Origin of the sequence: Azospirillum sp. TSH100, assembly GCF_004923295.1 — a bacterium.
Lineage (GTDB): Bacteria > Pseudomonadota > Alphaproteobacteria > Azospirillales > Azospirillaceae > Azospirillum.
Genome location: NZ_CP039634.1, coordinates 231,536 through 248,212, shown reverse-complemented (window position 1 = coordinate 248,212; position 16,677 = coordinate 231,536). Strand labels below are relative to the sequence as shown.

The 16,677-nt window shown below is 68.5% G+C and carries 19 protein-coding genes; 1 reads left to right on the top strand and 18 read right to left on the bottom strand.

Going from position 1 to position 16,677, the window contains the following annotated elements:
- Nucleotides 1-218 precede the first annotated feature (218 nt).
- From E6C72_RS01240 to E6C72_RS01210, 7 genes are all read right to left on the bottom strand, one after another.
- Nucleotides 219-3,023 (bottom strand): sensor histidine kinase, encoded by a 2,805-nt coding sequence (locus E6C72_RS01240; RefSeq protein ID WP_169055116.1) that lies wholly within the window; start codon nucleotides 3,021-3,023, stop codon nucleotides 219-221.
- Nucleotides 3,024-3,032: 9 nt separating this feature from the next.
- Nucleotides 3,033-3,245, bottom strand: coding sequence for a hypothetical protein (locus tag E6C72_RS01235; protein ID WP_109864970.1), 213 nt, complete (start codon nucleotides 3,243-3,245; stop codon nucleotides 3,033-3,035).
- Nucleotides 3,242-5,473, bottom strand: a complete 2,232-nt coding sequence (locus tag E6C72_RS01230) for an exonuclease domain-containing protein (RefSeq protein ID WP_169055115.1) — start codon at nucleotides 5,471-5,473, stop codon at nucleotides 3,242-3,244. Before E6C72_RS01230 ends, E6C72_RS01235 begins: the two co-directional genes overlap by 4 nt.
- A complete protein-coding gene (locus tag E6C72_RS01225; RefSeq protein WP_109864971.1) occupies nucleotides 5,470-5,868 on the bottom strand; it encodes a response regulator transcription factor in 399 nt (132 codons plus the stop codon). The genes E6C72_RS01230 and E6C72_RS01225 overlap by 4 nt, the downstream gene beginning before the upstream one ends.
- A 266-nt stretch (nucleotides 5,869-6,134) precedes the next feature.
- Entirely contained in the window at nucleotides 6,135-7,268 is a 1,134-nt protein-coding gene (locus E6C72_RS01220; RefSeq protein WP_247876109.1) for an SPOR domain-containing protein, read from the bottom strand.
- A gap of 182 nt (nucleotides 7,269-7,450) precedes the next feature.
- Nucleotides 7,451-7,747, bottom strand: a complete 297-nt coding sequence (locus E6C72_RS01215; RefSeq protein ID WP_109864973.1) for a twin-arginine translocase TatA/TatE family subunit — start codon at nucleotides 7,745-7,747, stop codon at nucleotides 7,451-7,453.
- A gap of 121 nt (nucleotides 7,748-7,868) precedes the next feature.
- Nucleotides 7,869-8,435: a septation protein A gene (locus E6C72_RS01210; RefSeq protein WP_109864974.1), complete on the bottom strand. Its 567-nt coding sequence runs from the start codon at nucleotides 8,433-8,435 to the stop codon at nucleotides 7,869-7,871.
- Between the two features lie 232 nt (nucleotides 8,436-8,667).
- Between E6C72_RS01210 and E6C72_RS01205 the strand changes: the two genes are divergently transcribed.
- Nucleotides 8,668-9,312: a DUF4337 domain-containing protein gene (locus E6C72_RS01205; RefSeq protein ID WP_109864975.1), complete on the top strand. Its 645-nt coding sequence runs from the start codon at nucleotides 8,668-8,670 to the stop codon at nucleotides 9,310-9,312.
- Nucleotides 9,313-9,316: 4 nt separating this feature from the next.
- On the opposite strand, the gene E6C72_RS01200 is transcribed toward E6C72_RS01205, so the two are convergent.
- From E6C72_RS01200 to E6C72_RS01150, 11 genes are all read right to left on the bottom strand, one after another.
- Nucleotides 9,317-10,360, bottom strand: a complete 1,044-nt coding sequence (locus E6C72_RS01200) for a lipid A deacylase LpxR family protein (protein WP_109864976.1) — start codon at nucleotides 10,358-10,360, stop codon at nucleotides 9,317-9,319.
- 117 nt (nucleotides 10,361-10,477) lie between these two features.
- Nucleotides 10,478-11,365, bottom strand: a complete 888-nt coding sequence (locus E6C72_RS01195; protein WP_109864977.1) for an SIR2 family protein — start codon at nucleotides 11,363-11,365, stop codon at nucleotides 10,478-10,480.
- A gap of 23 nt (nucleotides 11,366-11,388) precedes the next feature.
- A complete protein-coding gene (locus E6C72_RS01190) occupies nucleotides 11,389-12,615 on the bottom strand; it encodes a DegT/DnrJ/EryC1/StrS aminotransferase family protein (protein WP_199228963.1) in 1,227 nt (408 codons plus the stop codon).
- A complete protein-coding gene (locus E6C72_RS01185) occupies nucleotides 12,616-12,900 on the bottom strand; it encodes a hypothetical protein (RefSeq protein WP_109864978.1) in 285 nt (94 codons plus the stop codon).
- Between the two features lie 5 nt (nucleotides 12,901-12,905).
- Nucleotides 12,906-13,115 (bottom strand): putative nitrogen fixation protein NifT, encoded by a 210-nt coding sequence (nifT, locus tag E6C72_RS01180; protein WP_109864979.1) that lies wholly within the window; start codon nucleotides 13,113-13,115, stop codon nucleotides 12,906-12,908.
- A 40-nt stretch (nucleotides 13,116-13,155) separates the two neighbouring features.
- On the bottom strand, nucleotides 13,156-14,307 hold the full coding sequence (locus E6C72_RS01175; protein WP_109864980.1) for a cysteine desulfurase family protein: 1,152 nt from the start codon (nucleotides 14,305-14,307) through the stop codon (nucleotides 13,156-13,158).
- A gap of 13 nt (nucleotides 14,308-14,320) precedes the next feature.
- Entirely contained in the window at nucleotides 14,321-14,626 is a 306-nt protein-coding gene (locus E6C72_RS01170; RefSeq protein ID WP_042696135.1) for a nitrogen fixation protein NifZ, read from the bottom strand.
- A gap of 62 nt (nucleotides 14,627-14,688) precedes the next feature.
- Nucleotides 14,689-15,015, bottom strand: coding sequence for a nitrogen fixation protein NifZ (locus E6C72_RS01165; protein WP_109864981.1), 327 nt, complete (start codon nucleotides 15,013-15,015; stop codon nucleotides 14,689-14,691).
- A 30-nt stretch (nucleotides 15,016-15,045) separates the two neighbouring features.
- On the bottom strand, nucleotides 15,046-15,858 hold the full coding sequence (locus E6C72_RS01160) for a 4Fe4S-binding leucine-rich repeat protein (RefSeq protein ID WP_109864982.1): 813 nt from the start codon (nucleotides 15,856-15,858) through the stop codon (nucleotides 15,046-15,048).
- Nucleotides 15,855-16,382 carry a hypothetical protein gene (locus tag E6C72_RS01155; protein ID WP_109864983.1) on the bottom strand — a complete coding sequence of 176 codons (528 nt, stop codon included), beginning with the start codon at nucleotides 16,380-16,382 and terminating at the stop codon, nucleotides 15,855-15,857. The genes E6C72_RS01160 and E6C72_RS01155 overlap by 4 nt, the downstream gene beginning before the upstream one ends.
- Before the next feature lie 55 nt (nucleotides 16,383-16,437).
- Nucleotides 16,438-16,629 carry a 4Fe-4S dicluster domain-containing protein gene (locus E6C72_RS01150; RefSeq protein ID WP_109864984.1) on the bottom strand — a complete coding sequence of 64 codons (192 nt, stop codon included), beginning with the start codon at nucleotides 16,627-16,629 and terminating at the stop codon, nucleotides 16,438-16,440.
- Between the last annotated feature and the right edge of the window lie 48 nt (nucleotides 16,630-16,677).

Sequence of the window (16,677 nt, the reverse complement as noted above, 5' to 3'; positions counted from 1 at the left end):
GCCGATCCGCGCACCCCACCATAAGCGCGCATCGTCCGAACGGGAAGGGCTGTGGCGTATGGCACCCCATCGGTTGTATGCCGCCATCGGCGTAAGCCTGGGCCGGAACGCAAGCGTCAATCCCCTGTTCCCTGTGGAGTGTGGGTGCCGCGAAAGATAACACGGGATTGTGGGGCTGCCAGACGATTGTAATGGCCGGTGTCCGGTCACATGTCCGATCACTCTGCCCGACCGGAAGCCGGCGGCGTTCCGATCCCACGATCAGCGAGAGGCAGCGTGAACCAGAAGGCCGCGCCCCGGCCCGACTCGGGTGGCGGTCCATCCGGTGCATCCTCCACCCCGATCCGGCCGCCGAGATGCTCGACGATTCGCTTGGCGATGGCCAGTCCGAGTCCGGTGCCGGCCGGCTTGCCGGTCAGCGTATCGCCCGATTGGCGGAAGCGGTCGAACACGAGGTCGCGGTCCTTGGCCGCAACGCCGGGGCCGCTGTCCGCCACCGTCACCCGCAGGACGTCGCGGTCCTGCCGGGCTTCCAGCCGGGTCCGGCCGCCGGACGGGGTGAATTTGGCGGCGTTTGACAACAGATTGACGACGACCTGAATCACCCGGTCGACGTCGCCACGCACCGGCGGCAGACCGTCCGGAATTTCGACCGACAGGGCGATGCCGCGCTCGCGGAACAGGGCCTCGGTTGCGGCGACCGCCTCGGCCAGCGCCGGCCCGGCGTCGATGGTTCCGATGCGCCAGTCAAGCGCGCCGGCTTCGATCTTCGCCATGTCCAGCACCTGATTGATCAGGCGGGTCAGCCGCTCGCTTTCCTTGATGATGACGGCCAGGAACTCCCGGCGCTGTTCGGCGTCCAGTTCGGGATCGTCGTGCAGGATCTCGCTCAGCGCCCGGATCGAGGTCAGCGGCGTGCGCAGTTCATGGGTGACGGTGGACAGGAAATCGTCCTTCAGCCGGTCCAGTTCGGTCAGCCGTTCATTGGCGGCGCGCAGGGCGTCGGTGGCGCGCTCCAGCTCCGCCGTTTTGCGCTCCAGCTCGCGGCTGTGGGCGATGACGTCACTGGTCTCATCCAGCATGCGCAGAAGCTCCGCCGCCTCAACCGCACCTGCCGAAACGGAGGAGGCGAGGGCGACGCGGGCGGACGCTCCGCCGATCGCGCCGGCCAGCAGCCGTTCGGCCAGCCGCAGCCGCTCCGGACCGGCCGGCTCGTCCGGATCGGCGCCGACGAAGGCCCGCTCGGCCCGCAGGGGACCGAGGAAGCGGGCGACCACGCGGGTGAGGTCGCCGACGCTGGCGGCGCTGCGCCAGTCTGGCAGCGCGTCTCCCTGCCGGGCGGCGGCGTCCGGTGCCGAGTGGAAGACGTCGACGAAGGCGGCGGCCTGCGCCCGCTCCGTGGCGCCTGGCTGGTCGAACAACGACAGGCCGACATAGGCGCCGATGTTCGCGAGTGCGGTCCAGAACAGCGCATGCGCCAGCGAATCCCAGCCCTCCAGCCCGAACAGCGCATAGGGCCGCAAGGCCGCGATCCCCCAGGGCCCGTCGGTGATGAAGCTGGCCGGCAGCCAGCCCGACCGCGCGAAGCTGGGCAGCAGCAGGGTGTAGGCCCAGACCAGCGTTCCCGCTGCGACGCCGCCGATGGCGCCGCGCCGGGTGCCACCGTGCCAGTAAAGGCCGCCGATCAGCGCCGGGGCGAACTGCGCCACCGCGGCGAAGGAGATCAGGCCGATCGACACCAGGGCATAGGCCGACCCCGCCAGCCGGAAATAGCCGTAGCCGAACAGCAGGATCGCCAGTATGGCGACGCGGCGCACCGCCAGCAGCAGCGGTGCCAGATCGGCCGAGCGGGCCAGCGCCTGCGGCCGGGTGCGCAACAGGATCGGCATCACCAGATCGTTGCAGAGCATGGTGGACAGCGCCACCGACTCGACGACGATCATCCCGGCTGCCGCCGACAGCCCGCCCAGGAAGGCCAGCAGGGCCAGCCATCCCGCCCCGCCGGTCAGGGGCAGCCCGACCATGAACAGGTCCGGGTCCAGCGCGCCGCCGAAGATCAGCAGCCCCGACAGCGCCACAGGCAGGACGAACAGGTTGATGAGCAGCAGGTAGAGAGGGAACAGCCAGACCGCGCGGTCGAGATGGCGTTCGTCCGTCGATTCGATCACCATCACCTGGAACTGGCGTGGCAGGCACAGCATCGCCGCCGCCGAGAGGATGGTGGTGGCGACCCAGGCACCCCACGGCCCACCGCCCGATGCGGCGTTGCCCAATGCAGCCGCGCTGCCCATCAGCCGGGCGAGATCCGATTTGGCGGACGCGGCGGCGAACAGGCTCTCCAACCCGCCATGCAGGCCCCAGACCACGAAGATGCCGACCGCCAGGAAAGCGACCAGCTTCACGAGCGACTCCAACGCGATGGCGGCGACCATGCCGGGATGGTGCTCCGCCGCGTCGATCTGGCGGGCGCCGAAGACGATGGCGAACAGCGCCATCACCGCGGCGATCAGGAGACCCTGGTCAAGGAAGGGGACGGTGGTCGTGCCGAATCCGGTGCCGCCGGTCAGCGCGTCGAAGCTGACGGCGACCGCCTTGAGCTGGAGTGCGATGTAGGGCGTCACCCCCACCGTGGCGGTCAGCGCCACCAGCCCGCCCAACAGGGGGCTGTGGCCGTAGCGGCTGGCGAGGAAATCGGCGATCGAGGTGATGCGCTGCGCCTTGGCGATGCGCAGGATCTTGCGCAGCACCAGCGGCGCCAGCAGCATCAGCAGGGTGGGGCCGAGATAGACCGGCAGGAAACCGATGCCCAAAGTCGCCGCCCGCCCAACCGATCCATAGAAGGTCCAGGTGGTGCAATAGACCCCCAGCGACAGTGCGAAGATGGTGGGGGAGGCGATCACGCTCCGCCCCGCCGCTTCCCGCCGATCTGCCCAATGGGCGATGGCGAACAGGGCGGAGAGATAGAGAAGGGCGGCGATCAGGACGGCGGCCCAATCCAGCTTGACCTCCAGGCCGGCCTCCATGCCGCCCCCCTACCGCGCGCGGCCGGCGAGCGCCGCCAGCAGGATTACCGCCGCCCAGAGCCCGAACACCCAGACATAGAGCGCCGGGACGCCCAGGATATTGCCCTCTATCCCGAACAGGCCGAGCAGCGGCGGGTTGAACAGGGCGGCGGCCAGCAGGAACAGGCCGATCATCCGGTCACGGTACCGGCGGGGCCCCGTGATGCGGTCGGGCGCGTTCAAAAGGCGCGTTCCCGGGCTGCCAGTTCGACCAGGATGTTGGCGCCGCGGATGGCGTCGTCCAGCGTCCGCACGTCGCGCTCGCGCAGCATCTCGATCATCCGCAGGAACACCGCGGCGGTCACAAGGCTGTCGCCCAGCGCCGTGTGCCGATCGACCACCTCGATGCCCAGCCGCTCGGCGATGCCGTCCAGCGTGTGGTCGCCGTCATTGCCCAGCAGCATGCGCGACAGCAGCATGGTGTCGAGCACCGGACAGTCGAACGCCACCCCCGCCGTCCGTTCCTTCATCTTCAGGAATTTCAGATCGAAGGCGGCGTTGTGCGCCACCAGCACCGCGCCGGAGACGAAGCTGCGGAATTGCGGCAGCACGGCGTCGATGGTCGGCTTGCCCGTCACCATGCCATCGGTGATGCCGTGGAAGGGGACCGACTCCGCCGGGATCGGCCTGCGGGGGTCGACCAGCGTGTTGAAGGTCTCGCCCGTGAGGATGCGCCCACCCACCACACGGACCGCGGCGATCTGGATGATCTCGTCGCCGGTGCTGGGCGACAGGCCGGTGGTCTCGGTGTCGAACACCACGTAATGCAGCCGGTCCAGCGGCGTGCGGCCAAGCTCGCTGGTCGCCAGTGGCTGGTGCAGCAGCCCGAAATCGAAGAATTCCGGCCGGGCGCCGGCCTTCGGTCGCGGCTGGGCGGTGCGCGACGATTGCGCCGGCGGCAACGGCACGCGCAGCCGGGCGCGTCCGGCGCCGTCGTCCGTGGGCAGCGGTTCGCTCCAGGCGGTGCTGCGATGGTGCTGGAGCACGTCGCTGGCGCTGAGCCCGCCCAGTCCGTCGGGCAGGGTCCGGTCCAGCCAGCTGTCCACCGTGGCGCTGGGCACTGCGGGCCCCTGCCAGACGAGGTCGAGATAGACCCAGCGATCACCATCCTGCGGCCCGGCCGCCTCCAGATCGAAGGCGGTGGCGCCGGTCAGCGCCTGAACCCGCCCGATCAGGTAAGCGAACAGCAGGACAAGACTGTGGCTGTCACCATGCACCCATTGCGGCAGGCCGGTCAGCGTCACCGTTGCCGCGGACTCGGCTCCCACCCGGTGGGCGACGAGAGTGATCAGGTTGTTGGAGTGGATGTCGCTCATCGGCCAGCTGCCGGTGACGACGTTGCGGTAGGCGGTTGTGACCTGTTCCAGCCTTTGCGACAGGCTTGAGCAGGAGTCCAGCATCGCGCTCTCAAAAGCGGCTCGGTCGCCGGGGCCCAGGTCGGGCGCGTCGTACAGCGTCTCCACCGCCGCGCGCAGGTTGGCGATCGGAGCGCGGAAGCCCTCCGTCGCCTCGCGCAACAGGGCGTCGCGCTGCCCCAATGCCGCCAACTCGCTGGTGGCGTCGGACAGGGTCAGCACATATCCGGTGATGGTGGGCGGCTCGTCCGACGCGGGGTCGGGATCTTGCAGGATGGCGCTCATCCGGCCTTCCAGCAGGATGCGGCCGTCGGTGGTGGCGCCGACGAACTGGGCGGTGGTGCCGTGTTCGTGGGTGAGGTGGCGGCCTTCGCGCACCCGCAGGGTCAGCCGTTCCAGCGTGTGGGTCACCGGCTCCGCCACCACGAAATGCAGCAGCGAGCGGCCCAGCCCAAGCTCTCCGGTCAGGTGGAGGATGTCGAGGGCGGTCTGGTTGTAGAGCAGGATCTGGTGCCTGGTATTGCAGACCAGGACGCCTTCATGCAGGTCGCGCAGCACGGCGGCGAGCCGCGTCTTCTGCTCTTCCGCCTTGGCGGTGGACTCGGCAACGGTGCGGGCGATGTCGCGGCGAACCTGGGCAAGCTTGTCAGACAGCTCGTTCACTGCGCGGGCGATCGGCAGCAGGTCGCCATAGCGGGCCAGCGGCACCCGGCCGCCGACCGCACCTTCCGCATTGCCGTGGGCGATCAGACCGGCTTCGCGGCTCAGCGTCTCGGCGGCGCGCAGCAGATAGCGGTCGACCGCCAGCCATAGCCCCCATACCGCCGCGGCGCAGGCGGCCGTCATCACCACGGCGTAGGTCAGCAGCGGGTCCGACGCATCGGACCCGCGCACCGCCACCGCCAGTCCGATCGCCAGCGCAACCAGACCGAGACCGGCGGCACGGAAGGCCAGCGGGATCATGCGGCGGGGCAAGGATCGGGGAAGGGGGGCGGACGACGGCGCTCCGCCGCTCTTGCGGTCCGGTCGTGACCCGTCGAGCGCCGGGGCGGTCATGGCGCCGGCTCCATCCCGCCGGTGGCGGGCAGGCCCAGATGACGGCGGACGGTGGTCAGCAGGTCGCGGGTGGAGAAGGGCTTGGTGATGTAGTCGGTGGCGCCCAGCGCCAGGCCCTTCTGCCGTTCGACGTCGCGGCTGCGCGCCGTCAGCATGATGATCGGCAGCGATTTCCAGGCCGGGTTGGTCCGCAGCGTCTGGCAGACGTCGAAGCCGTCGCGCTTCGGCATCATGGCGTCGAGCAGGATCAGGTCGGGCGTGAAGTTCTCCACCGAGCGCAGCGCCTCGTCCCCATCGCGGGCGATGCGCACGTCGAACCCGGCGCGCTGCATGAGAACCTGGAGCGACAGGACGATGCTGGGCTCGTCGTCGACAACCAGGATGGTCGGCTTCATGGCGGGCGTCCTCCGGTGCGCCGGTCTTGTGCCGGCTTCCCAATTTGCGGCCGGGGCAATGCGTTCGTCCCCTGGAATGTCCATGTTACGAGCAAAGAGAAGTGGGGATCAAGCGGCACTCCCGGCTCCCCCGACCAAAGAACGGGGGTAAAGGCCGAAAGAAAAAGCCCGGCCGCGACCAAATGTCGCCGCCGGGCTTTCGCTTGTATGACACGGTGTCGCAGGGGAAAGGACCATGCAGCTGGCCCTGCCGGTCCGGCCTGGGGTCAGCGGGTGGTGACGACGACCGGATTTAGTCCCATCTTCGATTTCAATTGCTCCGCTTCGCGCTTGGCGGCGGCCGGATCGGGGTAACCGCCGACGCGGACTGCACGCCAGGAGCGGTTGGAACTGTCCGTCCAGTCCACCGTATAGGCCTGGAACCCGTTGCCTTGCAGCCGTTGCAGCAGGGAATCGGCGTTCGCCGTCACCGAGAAGCTGCCGACCTGCACCGTATAGCGCCCGGCCGGCGGCGGAGCGGATGGTACGGACGGGGCGGCGGCCTTGGCGGTGGGCTTCGCCTCGCCGGCGCCGGAGGAGGCAGCGGGAGGAGGAGTTGCGGGGGTTGCCGGTGTCGCGGGCGGACGCTTTGCCGCCTCCTTGGGCGGCGCCAGCATTGCCTGTAGCGACCCGGTATCCGCCGACGCTTCCGGCTTTGTCGTTTCGGTCTTCGGAGGCTCCGGCTTTTGGACCGCAGGGGCGCTGGGCGCGCTTTCGGCCGTGACGCGCGGCTTTGGCGCGGCAGCAGGGGCGGTGGCCGGGACGGCCGGGGGTTCCGGCACCTTTAGAACCGGCGGTGGGCTGGCGGGCAATGCCGCGACCGGCGGAGGCGGTGCGGCGGAGGGGGCCGTCTGGGGGGAAGGCGTCTGGGCGGGTGCAGCCTGGACCGGTGGCGCCTGCGTCGCAGCGGCAGGCGGCGTGGTGGCCGGGGTCGGCAGGCTTCCGGTCGAGGGCGCCGGGGCGGCGGGCGTCGGGGTGGCGGCTGTCTGGTTGGACGGGGCGCGGGTGATCGCCGGGGCCGGCACCATCGGCGCCGAGTTGCTGGCCGCCGTCGTCACCGGCGCCGTATCACCCGACCCGAGATACACCACGCCGACGGCGATGCCGCCCGCCGCCACCAGGGCCAGCGCGATCTTGCCCAGCGGCAGGCGGCTGCGGCCTTCCGGCTCCTCCTCCTCATAGTCCAGATCGTCGTCCTGCGGATCGGCCCGCAGATCTTCGTTCAAGGCGCGAAGCAGCTTGGCGATGTCCTCGTTCTCCGGCGGCGGAGTCTCGGAAGATTTGCCGTTGGCCGTCATCTCGTCCTTGAAAGTCGGTGTGGTCAGGGTGGGAGCCTGCCGGTACGGTGGCTTGAGCGTCACGGTCGACCTGCGCTTGCCCGTCATGGCGGGCCGGCTGAATGCAGAAAAAGGGGCCTTCCAGTGGCCCGGGCCGCGGAACACGGACCGGCTTCGGAAAGCCCCTTCTCTTTATCGTATTTTGCCGCCCCTTCAAACCGCCATGCGGTCGCGCCCGGCAGTCGGGGGGCACGAAAGAAGGAGCGTCAGCCCTGATGCGGCCGGGTCGGGTCGACCGGCTGGGCGGGCGTGGCTGTCGCTGTGGGTTGGGAGGGCGCCGGCTGGGCCGGTGCCGGGTTGATCGCGGCAGGAGGGGCCTGGGTCGTCGTCGCCTGGGCGGTCGTGGTGGGCTGCTGCGCCTCGTCCTCGTCCTTCAGTCCGGCCTTGAAGGCTTTGACGCCCTTGGCGATGTCGCCCATCACGCTGGGCAGTTTGCCGGCGCCGAACAGGAGAAGCACGATGACCAGAACGATCAACCAGTGCCAGATGCTGAAACTGCCCATCGATCAATACCTCTGAAAAACGGTCGGAGCGGACGTCGTCGCGGTCGCCACCAATGTGAGTGCCCCTTCCGCGCCGCACAAGAGGGAGCCGTGGGGAACGCCGTGATAAAGGCGCTCCCCGTCAGGCCGTCGGGCCGCTCTCCGCCGGCTCTTCCGGCAACTGGTGGCGCATGATCAGCGGCGCCTGGAAGGCGCTGAACAGAAGGGTCAGCGGCATGATGCCGAACACCTTGAAGTTGACCCACATGTCGGTGGCGAAGTTCCGCCATACCACTTCGTTCAGAACCGCCAGCAGCAGGAAGAACCATGCCCAGCGGATGCCAAGCGTGCGCCAGCCGTCCTCCGACAGGTTCAGCACGGTGCCCAGCAGGCGCTTCATCACGTTGCGCCGTGTCGCATGGGCGACGAACAGGACGATGGCGAACAGCAGGTTGACCAGGGTCGGCTTGATCTTGATGAACAGATCATCCTGAAGCCACAGGGTCAGTCCGCCGAACAGCAGCACGAAGCCGGCGCCGACCACCGGCATGATCGGGATGCGCCGTTCCAGCCGCCAGGACACCGCCAGCGCGATGGTGATGGCGACCATGAAGACCGCGGTGCCGGTCATGATGCCGGCCTGGGAATTGGCAACGAAGAAGGCGGCGAGCGGGCCGGCCTCGATCGCCAAGCGTGCGAACTGGTTCATGGTCCCTGACATAGCCCGAACCGGCCGCCCATGAAAGGGGCGAATGTTGACGCTAGAGACATTCGGGAGCGCTACTCCTCCCATGGGCCGGGGTGGGGCAGGGTACAAGCGGCGGTGACAACGCACAGGATCCGGCATCAGGGCAAGACCGGGGCTTTTCTCGCCTCGCGTGTTTCGCTAACTCTTTCGTCATCCGCCGAACGGCGGGGCACTGGACGAAGGGCAGGGAACCATGGAAGCCGCCGAGGTGAAGGACCTGATCGACGAAGCCCACGAGCGGGAACAGGCCAAGCGCCGCCCGGGCGGGCATCATCATTCCGAGGAGACGGACGAGGGCGGGCATGGGGTGAAGATGTCCACCGCCATCTACATCTCCGTCCTGGCGGCGGTGCTGGCCATCGTCAGCGTCGCCGGCTCCAATGCCGGCAAGGAACTGATGGCCAGCGCTATCGAGGCGTCGGACAGCTTCGCCTATTACCAGTCCAAGACCCAGCGCCAGATCAGCCTGCGGCTTGCCGCCGATGAACTGGAACTGCTGTCCGCCGGCATGCCGGCGGACGCCCAGGCCAAGGCCTTGCAGCGTTCCGCCGAATACCGCCAGTCGGCTGACCGGATGGAGGCCGACGAGGGCAAGAACAGCCGCAAGGATCTGCTGGCCAAGGCCAAGGCGGCGGAGGTGCGGCGTGACCATGCCGCGGCCCAGGATCCTTATTTCGACTTCGCCGAAGGGATGCTGCAACTGGCCATCGTTCTGGCGTCGGTCTTCGCCATCACCAACCGCGGCTTCATCCTGTGGGCGAGCCGCGCGCTGGCCGTGGCCGGGGTGCTGATGGCGGTGGACGGTTTCACCCTGATCCTGCCGCTGCCTTTCCTCTAACCGGTCAGAACTGGACCGACAGGCGCAGAGACCCATAGTTGGTCAGGGATTTCTGGCCCTGGAATTCCGGCGTCTGCAAGGTCTGGGCATAGGTCAGGCCGTAGCGGCCGTAGCGCAGCGTCAGGCCAGCCTGCATGCTGCCGACCAGCGGATGCTTGGCGACCGACCTGCTTTCGCGGAAGCTGTTGCCGTCCAGGAAGATGTTCCGCGCCACCGCCCGCCCCTCGGCGCTGGCATAGACATACCAGGAGAAGCGCCCCGGCCGCTCCGAATAGGGGGTGTCCTGATAGGGAATGCTGGCGGTCGGGCGCGTCACCAGCGCGCCCACCGGCGGCGGCATGTTGCCGCCCAGCCGGACGGTGGTTCCGACTGCGGCGAAGGTCAGCACATTGCCGACGCTGCCAGCGACATGGGGGCTGAAATCCCATTCCAGCGGGCCGAGGCTGTTGGGCTTCTCGTCGCGCCAGACATGCTCGTAGCTCAGCACCACGCCGGGCTCATCGTGCAGCTGATAATTCCAGCCTTCCGGATAAGTGGCGCCGTCGACGATCTTGTGCACCGTCTTCTGCGTCTGCTCCGCCAGCGAAGCCGGGCCGACCATGCCGAGGTCGAGGTCGATGCGGTCCACCGCCCGCGGTGCCTCGTTCAGCACCGACACCCGGCCATAGAGCCAGCCGGCATAGGGCCGGTCCTTCGGGTTCGGGTTGCGAGCGGTCAGGTCGCTCGGCGTGTAGATGTTCTGGCCGAAGGCGAAGCCGTAACGCCTCACCCCGCCCGGCTCGACCCAGGGCACAAGATTGGCCAGCCAGTCGATGTTGCCGTAGGTCGGCCGCGCACCGGAGAAGTAATAGAACTGGAAGCCGTTGGTATAATAGCGGTCGGTCCCGCCGCCAAACAGGTCGTTGTCGATCCAGAACCCGATGGCCGGACCGGAGGTTGCAGGCTCGTCGCCAGGGGGAGGGGTGGTTTCCTGTGCAGTGGCAGCCGACGCGGTCAGCAGCAGGGTCGCAAATGCTGCGGCCAAACTGGGGCCGCTGTTCATTACCATTCCGGCACGCTCCATCCGTTTCGCACGATAACGGATGGAGGGAGAGTGTGTTGCGCTGCGGTGCGGCTTCTTTGGAGGTAGGGGGTGCTGGCTTCGGATGCCTTGCCCCCGCTCTTCTCAAACCTCGGCCCGCAACCTCTCCACCGCCTCTTCCAGCGTCATGTCGATGCGCTTGATTCCATGCAACGACAGGAAGCGCGCCTCGTTCTTCGACAGCTCGCCGGGGATCACCGCCCAGTGGCTGTCGGCGGAGCGCTTGGCGATCTGGCGGGCGAAGGTACGCTGGATCTCATGGTCGAAGCGGCAACCCAGGAACAGGAAGTGCCGGCCGGCGCGGCGGTCCTTCACGATGGCGGGGATCGGGGTCTGGATGTCGATCTCCGTCAGGATCTCGACATAGTCGCTGTCGGAGATCAGGTAATTGCCGGCCGGCGTCACCGCGCCCGACGGCTTGTAGAGCACGGTGTCCCAGCCGGCCGCCGCGTCGGCGGTCGTCTCGGCGCCGTCGGGAGCATAGTAGCGCACCCATTCGCCGGTCGATTGCGGATGCGACACCCCCTGGATCTGGCCCCATGTCCGGTCGGCCGCCGCACTCAGCAAACTGTCCAACACGTTGTCGTACCAGACGTCGACCAGCAGCGGCGGGGCCGGGATCGCCGCCAGCAGGGCATGCACCGGGGTGGCCGGCACCGTCTGGCGGAAAATCTCGTTGAGGATGGCTTCCAGCGTCTTGCGGTGCTTGCGCGTCTCGATGAACTGGGCGACCGCAGTCAGGTTGGCGCGGATGCGGCCAGGGGCGGCGACTTTGGCATTCAGGCGCTGCACCAGCTCCGCCGAGTTGCGCGGGATCGGGCATTGGTCGGGCGGCAGCAGGGCGAAGGCGCCGGGGCCGAGATAGGGCACCACCTGCCGGGCCGCCAGCGCCGCGGCGATGTCGGCCAGCGCCGCGGCGGCGTCCGGAACCGTGACGGAGTCGGAATCGGGTGCAAGCGTGGTGACGGTCATGGGTGCCTCTTCCCTTTGGGTCTTCACAGATAGATTGCAGCGCCGGCGCCGGTGTTGACGCTCGCGTCCTTCAGCGTTTCCACGATGAAGGCAACCTGATCCCTGGTGATCTTGCGGTGCAGCGGCAGGGCCAGCACGCGGTCGGCGGTCTTGGTGCAGACCGGGCAGGCACCGCGGCCGGCACCCTGCTCACCCAGTGCTTCGATGTAATATTGCTGGGTGTGCAGCGGCTGTCCGTAGTCGCTGGCGTCGATGTCGTGGGTGTCCAGATCCTCGATGATCGACCGGCGGCCCGACGCGCTGAAACGGGTGCCGAGATGGACGCAATAGACCAGCGGGTTGACCACCTCCGCCCCCGGCCCGCGATAGGGCGGCTTGATCCCCTCGAAGCTCGCCATCGCCGCGTCGTAATAGGCGATGACCAGATTGCGGCGGGTCAGGATTTCCGGCAGGCGCTTCAGCTGCACCAATGCCAGCGCGGCGTTCAGGTCACTCATCCCCGCCTGCCAGGGCAGGGTGCGGGTGATGACCACGGTGTTGCGGTGCTCGGTCTCGCGCCGGCGCATGTAGCGCAGACGGTGGGCGAGGTCGCGGTCGTCGGTGACGATCATGCCGCCCTCGCCGGCCAGCAGGATGCCGGGTTCGGAAAAATCGAAGACCGCGGCGTCACCGAAGGTGCCGACCATCTGCCCCTTATAGGTCGAGCCGATGGCCTCGGTCGAATCCTCCAGCAGGATCAGGCCCTTGGCGTCGGCCAGCGCGCGCAGCTCGTCCCAATGGGCGGGGTGGCCGTTGACGTTGGCGGCCAGGATCGCTTTCGTTTTCGGCGTGACCAGCGCCGCCGCCTTTTCCGGGTTGATGGTGTGCTGCCAGTAATCGATGTCGACCAGCACCGGTGTGGCGCCGGACAGCGCCACCGCATGCTGGACCTGATGCCAGCCGAAGGGGCTGCACAGCACCTCGTCGCCTTCGCCGATGCCAATGCCCTTCAACATCAGCAGCGTCGCCATGGTGCCGCTGGACACCGCCACCGCATGGTCGCGGCCGATATAGGCGGCGAAGGCATCCTCGAACGCCCGCACCATCCGCCCGTCGCTCAAGGCCCCGGATGACAGCAGGCGGCCGAGCATCTCGACCTCGGCACCGGAGATGTCCGGGTCGGTCAGCGGGATATAGTCATCCACATCGTCGTCATCGGCGGCGGACGGGCCAGGGGAGGGCTGGTGCAGAACCGCGGCGGCATCGCTCATTCACTCGTCCTCGTCCCGTTGGGCGATCACGACGCCGGTGGCAAGCTCCGGCTTGTCGGTGATAAGCCAGCAGTGGTTGTTGCCGTCCACCAGATGCAGGTCGAAGCCCGCCTCTTCCCGGAACGGATCCTCGGCCATCACCGCGGCCATGGCGCCGGTGACGGTCTTCAGGTCCGGGTTGGCCTCGCGCACGCCGCGGACCACGGCGTCGAGATTGCCGCCTCCGGCGAACAGCCGGCCGGCAAGCGTGGCGATGCTGTCGATGCGCTCGGAAGACAGGGGCATGGGCGTCACTCCGTTCCGCGTTTCTTCGCCTCGACGGTGATCGGCAGACGGGTCTCCGCCGGCATCTCCGGCAGGTCGAGCGTCCAGCCATTGGCGACCTTGACCCAGCCGCCCCACAGGCCCGGATGTTCCATCTCGACGATGGGTTCCTCCAGGTCCTTCTTGGCGACGTAGATCGTGTATTGCTCGGACGCCTTGCGGATCATCACCTTCATCACCGACACTCCATCCTATTGTTCTGATTCGTATTTTCTGTCAGGCGGCGATCAGCCGGGCGTGCAGGGCCGGCAGTTCCGACAGGACGGCGTCCACCTCCGCCGCGGTGGTGGTGCGGCTCAGCGAGAAGCGCAGGCTGGCGGCGGCCTGGGCACCGCTCAGCCCCATGGCGGTCAGCACATGGCTCGGCTCGTTGCCGCCGGACGAACAGGCCGCCCCCATCGACACGGCGATGCCGGCGCGGTCGAGCCGCATCAGCAGTTCCTCCGCATCGACCGGATGGCCGCGGCCATCGGCGAAGCGGATGTTGCTGGTGTTGGGCAGCCGGGCGGCGCCGGCACCATTGACCACCGCGCCGGGCCAGCGGGCGAGGATGCCCTGTTCCAGCCGGTCGCGCAGGAAGGCGATCAGGTCGGCCTCGTCGAGCCACAGCGCGGCCAGCGATGCGGCCGCGCCGAAGCCGACGATACCCGGCACATTCTCGGTCCCGCCGCGGCGGCGACGTTCCTGGTGGCCGTGGATCAGCGCGTGGAAGGGCGCACCCTTGCGGACATAGAGCGCGCCGACGCCCTTCGGCCCGTGCATCTTGTGGGCGGACAGCGTCAGGTAATCGGCGATGCCGCAATCGACCGGCACACGGGCCGCCGCCTGCACCGCGTCGCTGTGGAACAGCGCGCCATGGGCATGGGCGATGGCGGACGCGCCCTCCACCGGCATCAGCACGCCGGTCTCGTTGTTGGCCCACATCATGGACACCAGCGCCGTCGTCTCCGTCACCGCGGCGGCGAGATCGACCAGCGAGGGCAGTCCATCGCGATTCACCGGCAGGATGGTGACGCGCCAGCCGCGCTGGCGCAGGTCGTCGAACAGCGCCAGCGTCGCCGGATGCTCCACCGCGGTGGTGACGATGTGATCGCGGCGGTGGTCGGTTTCCTCGATCACGCGCAAGGCACCCAGGATGGCGGCATGGGTCGCCTCGGTGGCGCTGCCGGTCATCACCAGATCGGCCGGCTTGGCGCCGATCAATGCGGCGACCTGGGCCTTGGCCTCGCTGACGGCGCGGCGGGCGGCCATGCCGGCGGAATGCGGGCTGGACGGGTTGGCGAACTCGCCGAACAGGTGCGGCAACATCGCCTCGCGCACTTCCGCGGCCAGGGCGGTGGTGGCGTTGTTGTCGAGGTAAATGGTCATCGCATCACCCCCCTCACATGATTCCGGGCACGCCGCGCCGCGAGCCGTCCGCTGGGGCGATCTCCTCCTCCAGGCAGCCGACGACGGTGCCGCCGGGGAACTCAACCAGATAGACCGGCAGGCTGCCCTCCTCGGTGCGGCCGATACGGACGATGGTGCCCGGTGTGCCCTTGGGTGCCAGCAGCGCGCCGTCCGGCACCTGCGGGTGGCTGCCGTCGTTGAACAGGTCCTCCTGCACCGTGACCCGCAGGCCCCAGTCGTACAGCGGTTCGCGCGGCGGGATGAAACCGGGCTTGGCGGCGGCTTCGACGTCGGACATCGCGAGGCTCCTTAATCAGGGGGGACTGGGAATCAGGTGAGGACCGGGCTTTTGGGATGGGGTTATTGGGGGTCGTTGCAGTGGGCGTCCATGACCTGCAACTCGCGCGCGCGCATGCCGACGACGACCCGTTTTTCATAAAAATCAACGGCATAGATGTAATACATCTGCAGATAGGTTCCGATGGAGATGACGTAGCCGACATCGCCCTCGCGGATCAGGAAGTCACCGACTGGGCGGCCGGGATAGGTGCCGTCGTTGCGCACGTCGCGCAGGGCCTTCACCTTGAATCCCTGCTCCAGCACCGGCGGACCGACCAGCTCGTTGGTGTCCTCGGCACTGCGGGCGCGTTCGCGGCGGTAGGGAGCGGCGGTTTCTTTACCGGTCATCGGATTGGTGCTCCGTCGGTTGAGGGGCCGCTAGAGAGGCGGAAGGTCGTTGGCGATGGCGAGGCCGGCGGCGCGCTGGCGGGCGATGGCGCGCACCTCCTCCTCCGGGTCGTCGAGAAGGGGCCCGAGCTGCCCGGCGTCGATCCGTCCGGCAACGGCGAGACGGACCATCCAGTCGGCATCCTGCACCAGGATGTGCAGCTTCGACGTTGGCAGCCGCTGCGCCACCACCAGCCGCACCCGCGGGCTGTCGTCCCAGGCGAGGCTGGGCAGCCAGTCCATGGCAAGGCGGCGGGCGACCTCCACCCGCACCTCCGGGTCTTCGTCATGCATCATCGCCGGCAGCATGCCGTCCGGGATCCGCCGCACCACCCGCAGCCGCACCGAGCAGTCGGGGTCGCGCATCAGCGGGGCGAGGTCGGCATCCTCCAGCCGGGTGGCGACGGCGATCCGCACCTCGCGGTCGGGATCGTCGCGCAGCTTCAGCAGGAGCCGGCGCGGCAGCCGCCGGGCCAGGACCGAGCGCACCGTCTCGTCCGGATCGCCGATCAGCCGGGGAAGCTGGAAAATCGGGGCGAAGCGGGCGGCGTTGGCCCGCACCTCGAAATAGGGATGGCCGAGATGGCCGGCGGCAAGGTCCGGGTTCCACTCGAAGAAGCGCTGGATCCGCTTGGCATAGCGGTCCTGCACGCAAGTCTTCAGCGGCAGGCAGCGGCCGGGCAGCTTGCCGCCCGGCGGTAAGTCAGCGGTCTCCAGATCGAGCCGGCGGTCGCGGTGCGGGCAGGTGGTGCAGTCAACCGGCTCGCCCCGCCAGTCCAGTGACTCAAGGATGTCGTCGCTCATGCGCCGGCCTCCTCAAGCTCGTCCTCATGCTCGCGGCGGTCGGCGACGGCGATCAGGCGGGAGGCGCCGAACCGGTCTTCGGGGTCGAGGGTGCAGACCTTGGCCAGCGCCTCCCGCCCGGCGTCGATCCGGCCGGTGCGCAGCAGCAGGTAGCCGATGGCGACCAGGGCGAACAGGAACAGGCGGGGCACCGGCTCCAGCCCGCGGAAATCGGCTGTGGCCGGGGTGACGCTGCGCCAGTCAGTGTGGTTGACGCCGAGCGCGGCCATGGCGTGGCCGATCATGCGCTCGCCATAGACCAGCGCCTGGTCGAGGTTGGCCTTGTAGAAGTGGAACTTGTAATGGCCGAGATCGACGAGACGATGGCCGGGAGCAATCTCCGCCGCGCAGGCGAGATGGGCGAGCGCCGCCTCGCTGTCGGCATAGCTGGCGGCGGCCAGATGCAGGCAGCGTTCCGCCTCGGGCGGAAGATCCCCACCGTAATAGCGGCGGGCGAGCCAGTCCTCATCCACCTCGTCCAGCATGGCGCGGTGCTCCTGGAGTTCCCCCCTCTCCCCAAGGGGAGAGGGGATCAGATCGTCACGCCGGGACGCAGCAGTCGGCCGGGCAGACGGCGGCGCATTGCGGGCTGTCGAAATGGCCCTGGCATTCGGTGCATTTGGCCGGGTCGATGACGTAAGTGCCCTTCTTCAGGCTGATGGCGATGTTCGGGCACTCGGCCTCGCAGGCGCCGCAGACGGTGCATTCGGCGGATTTGATCTTGTAGGCCATGGCTCTCTCCTTCGGTGATGGGATGGCTGTGGAGGGGAAAACGGGTAA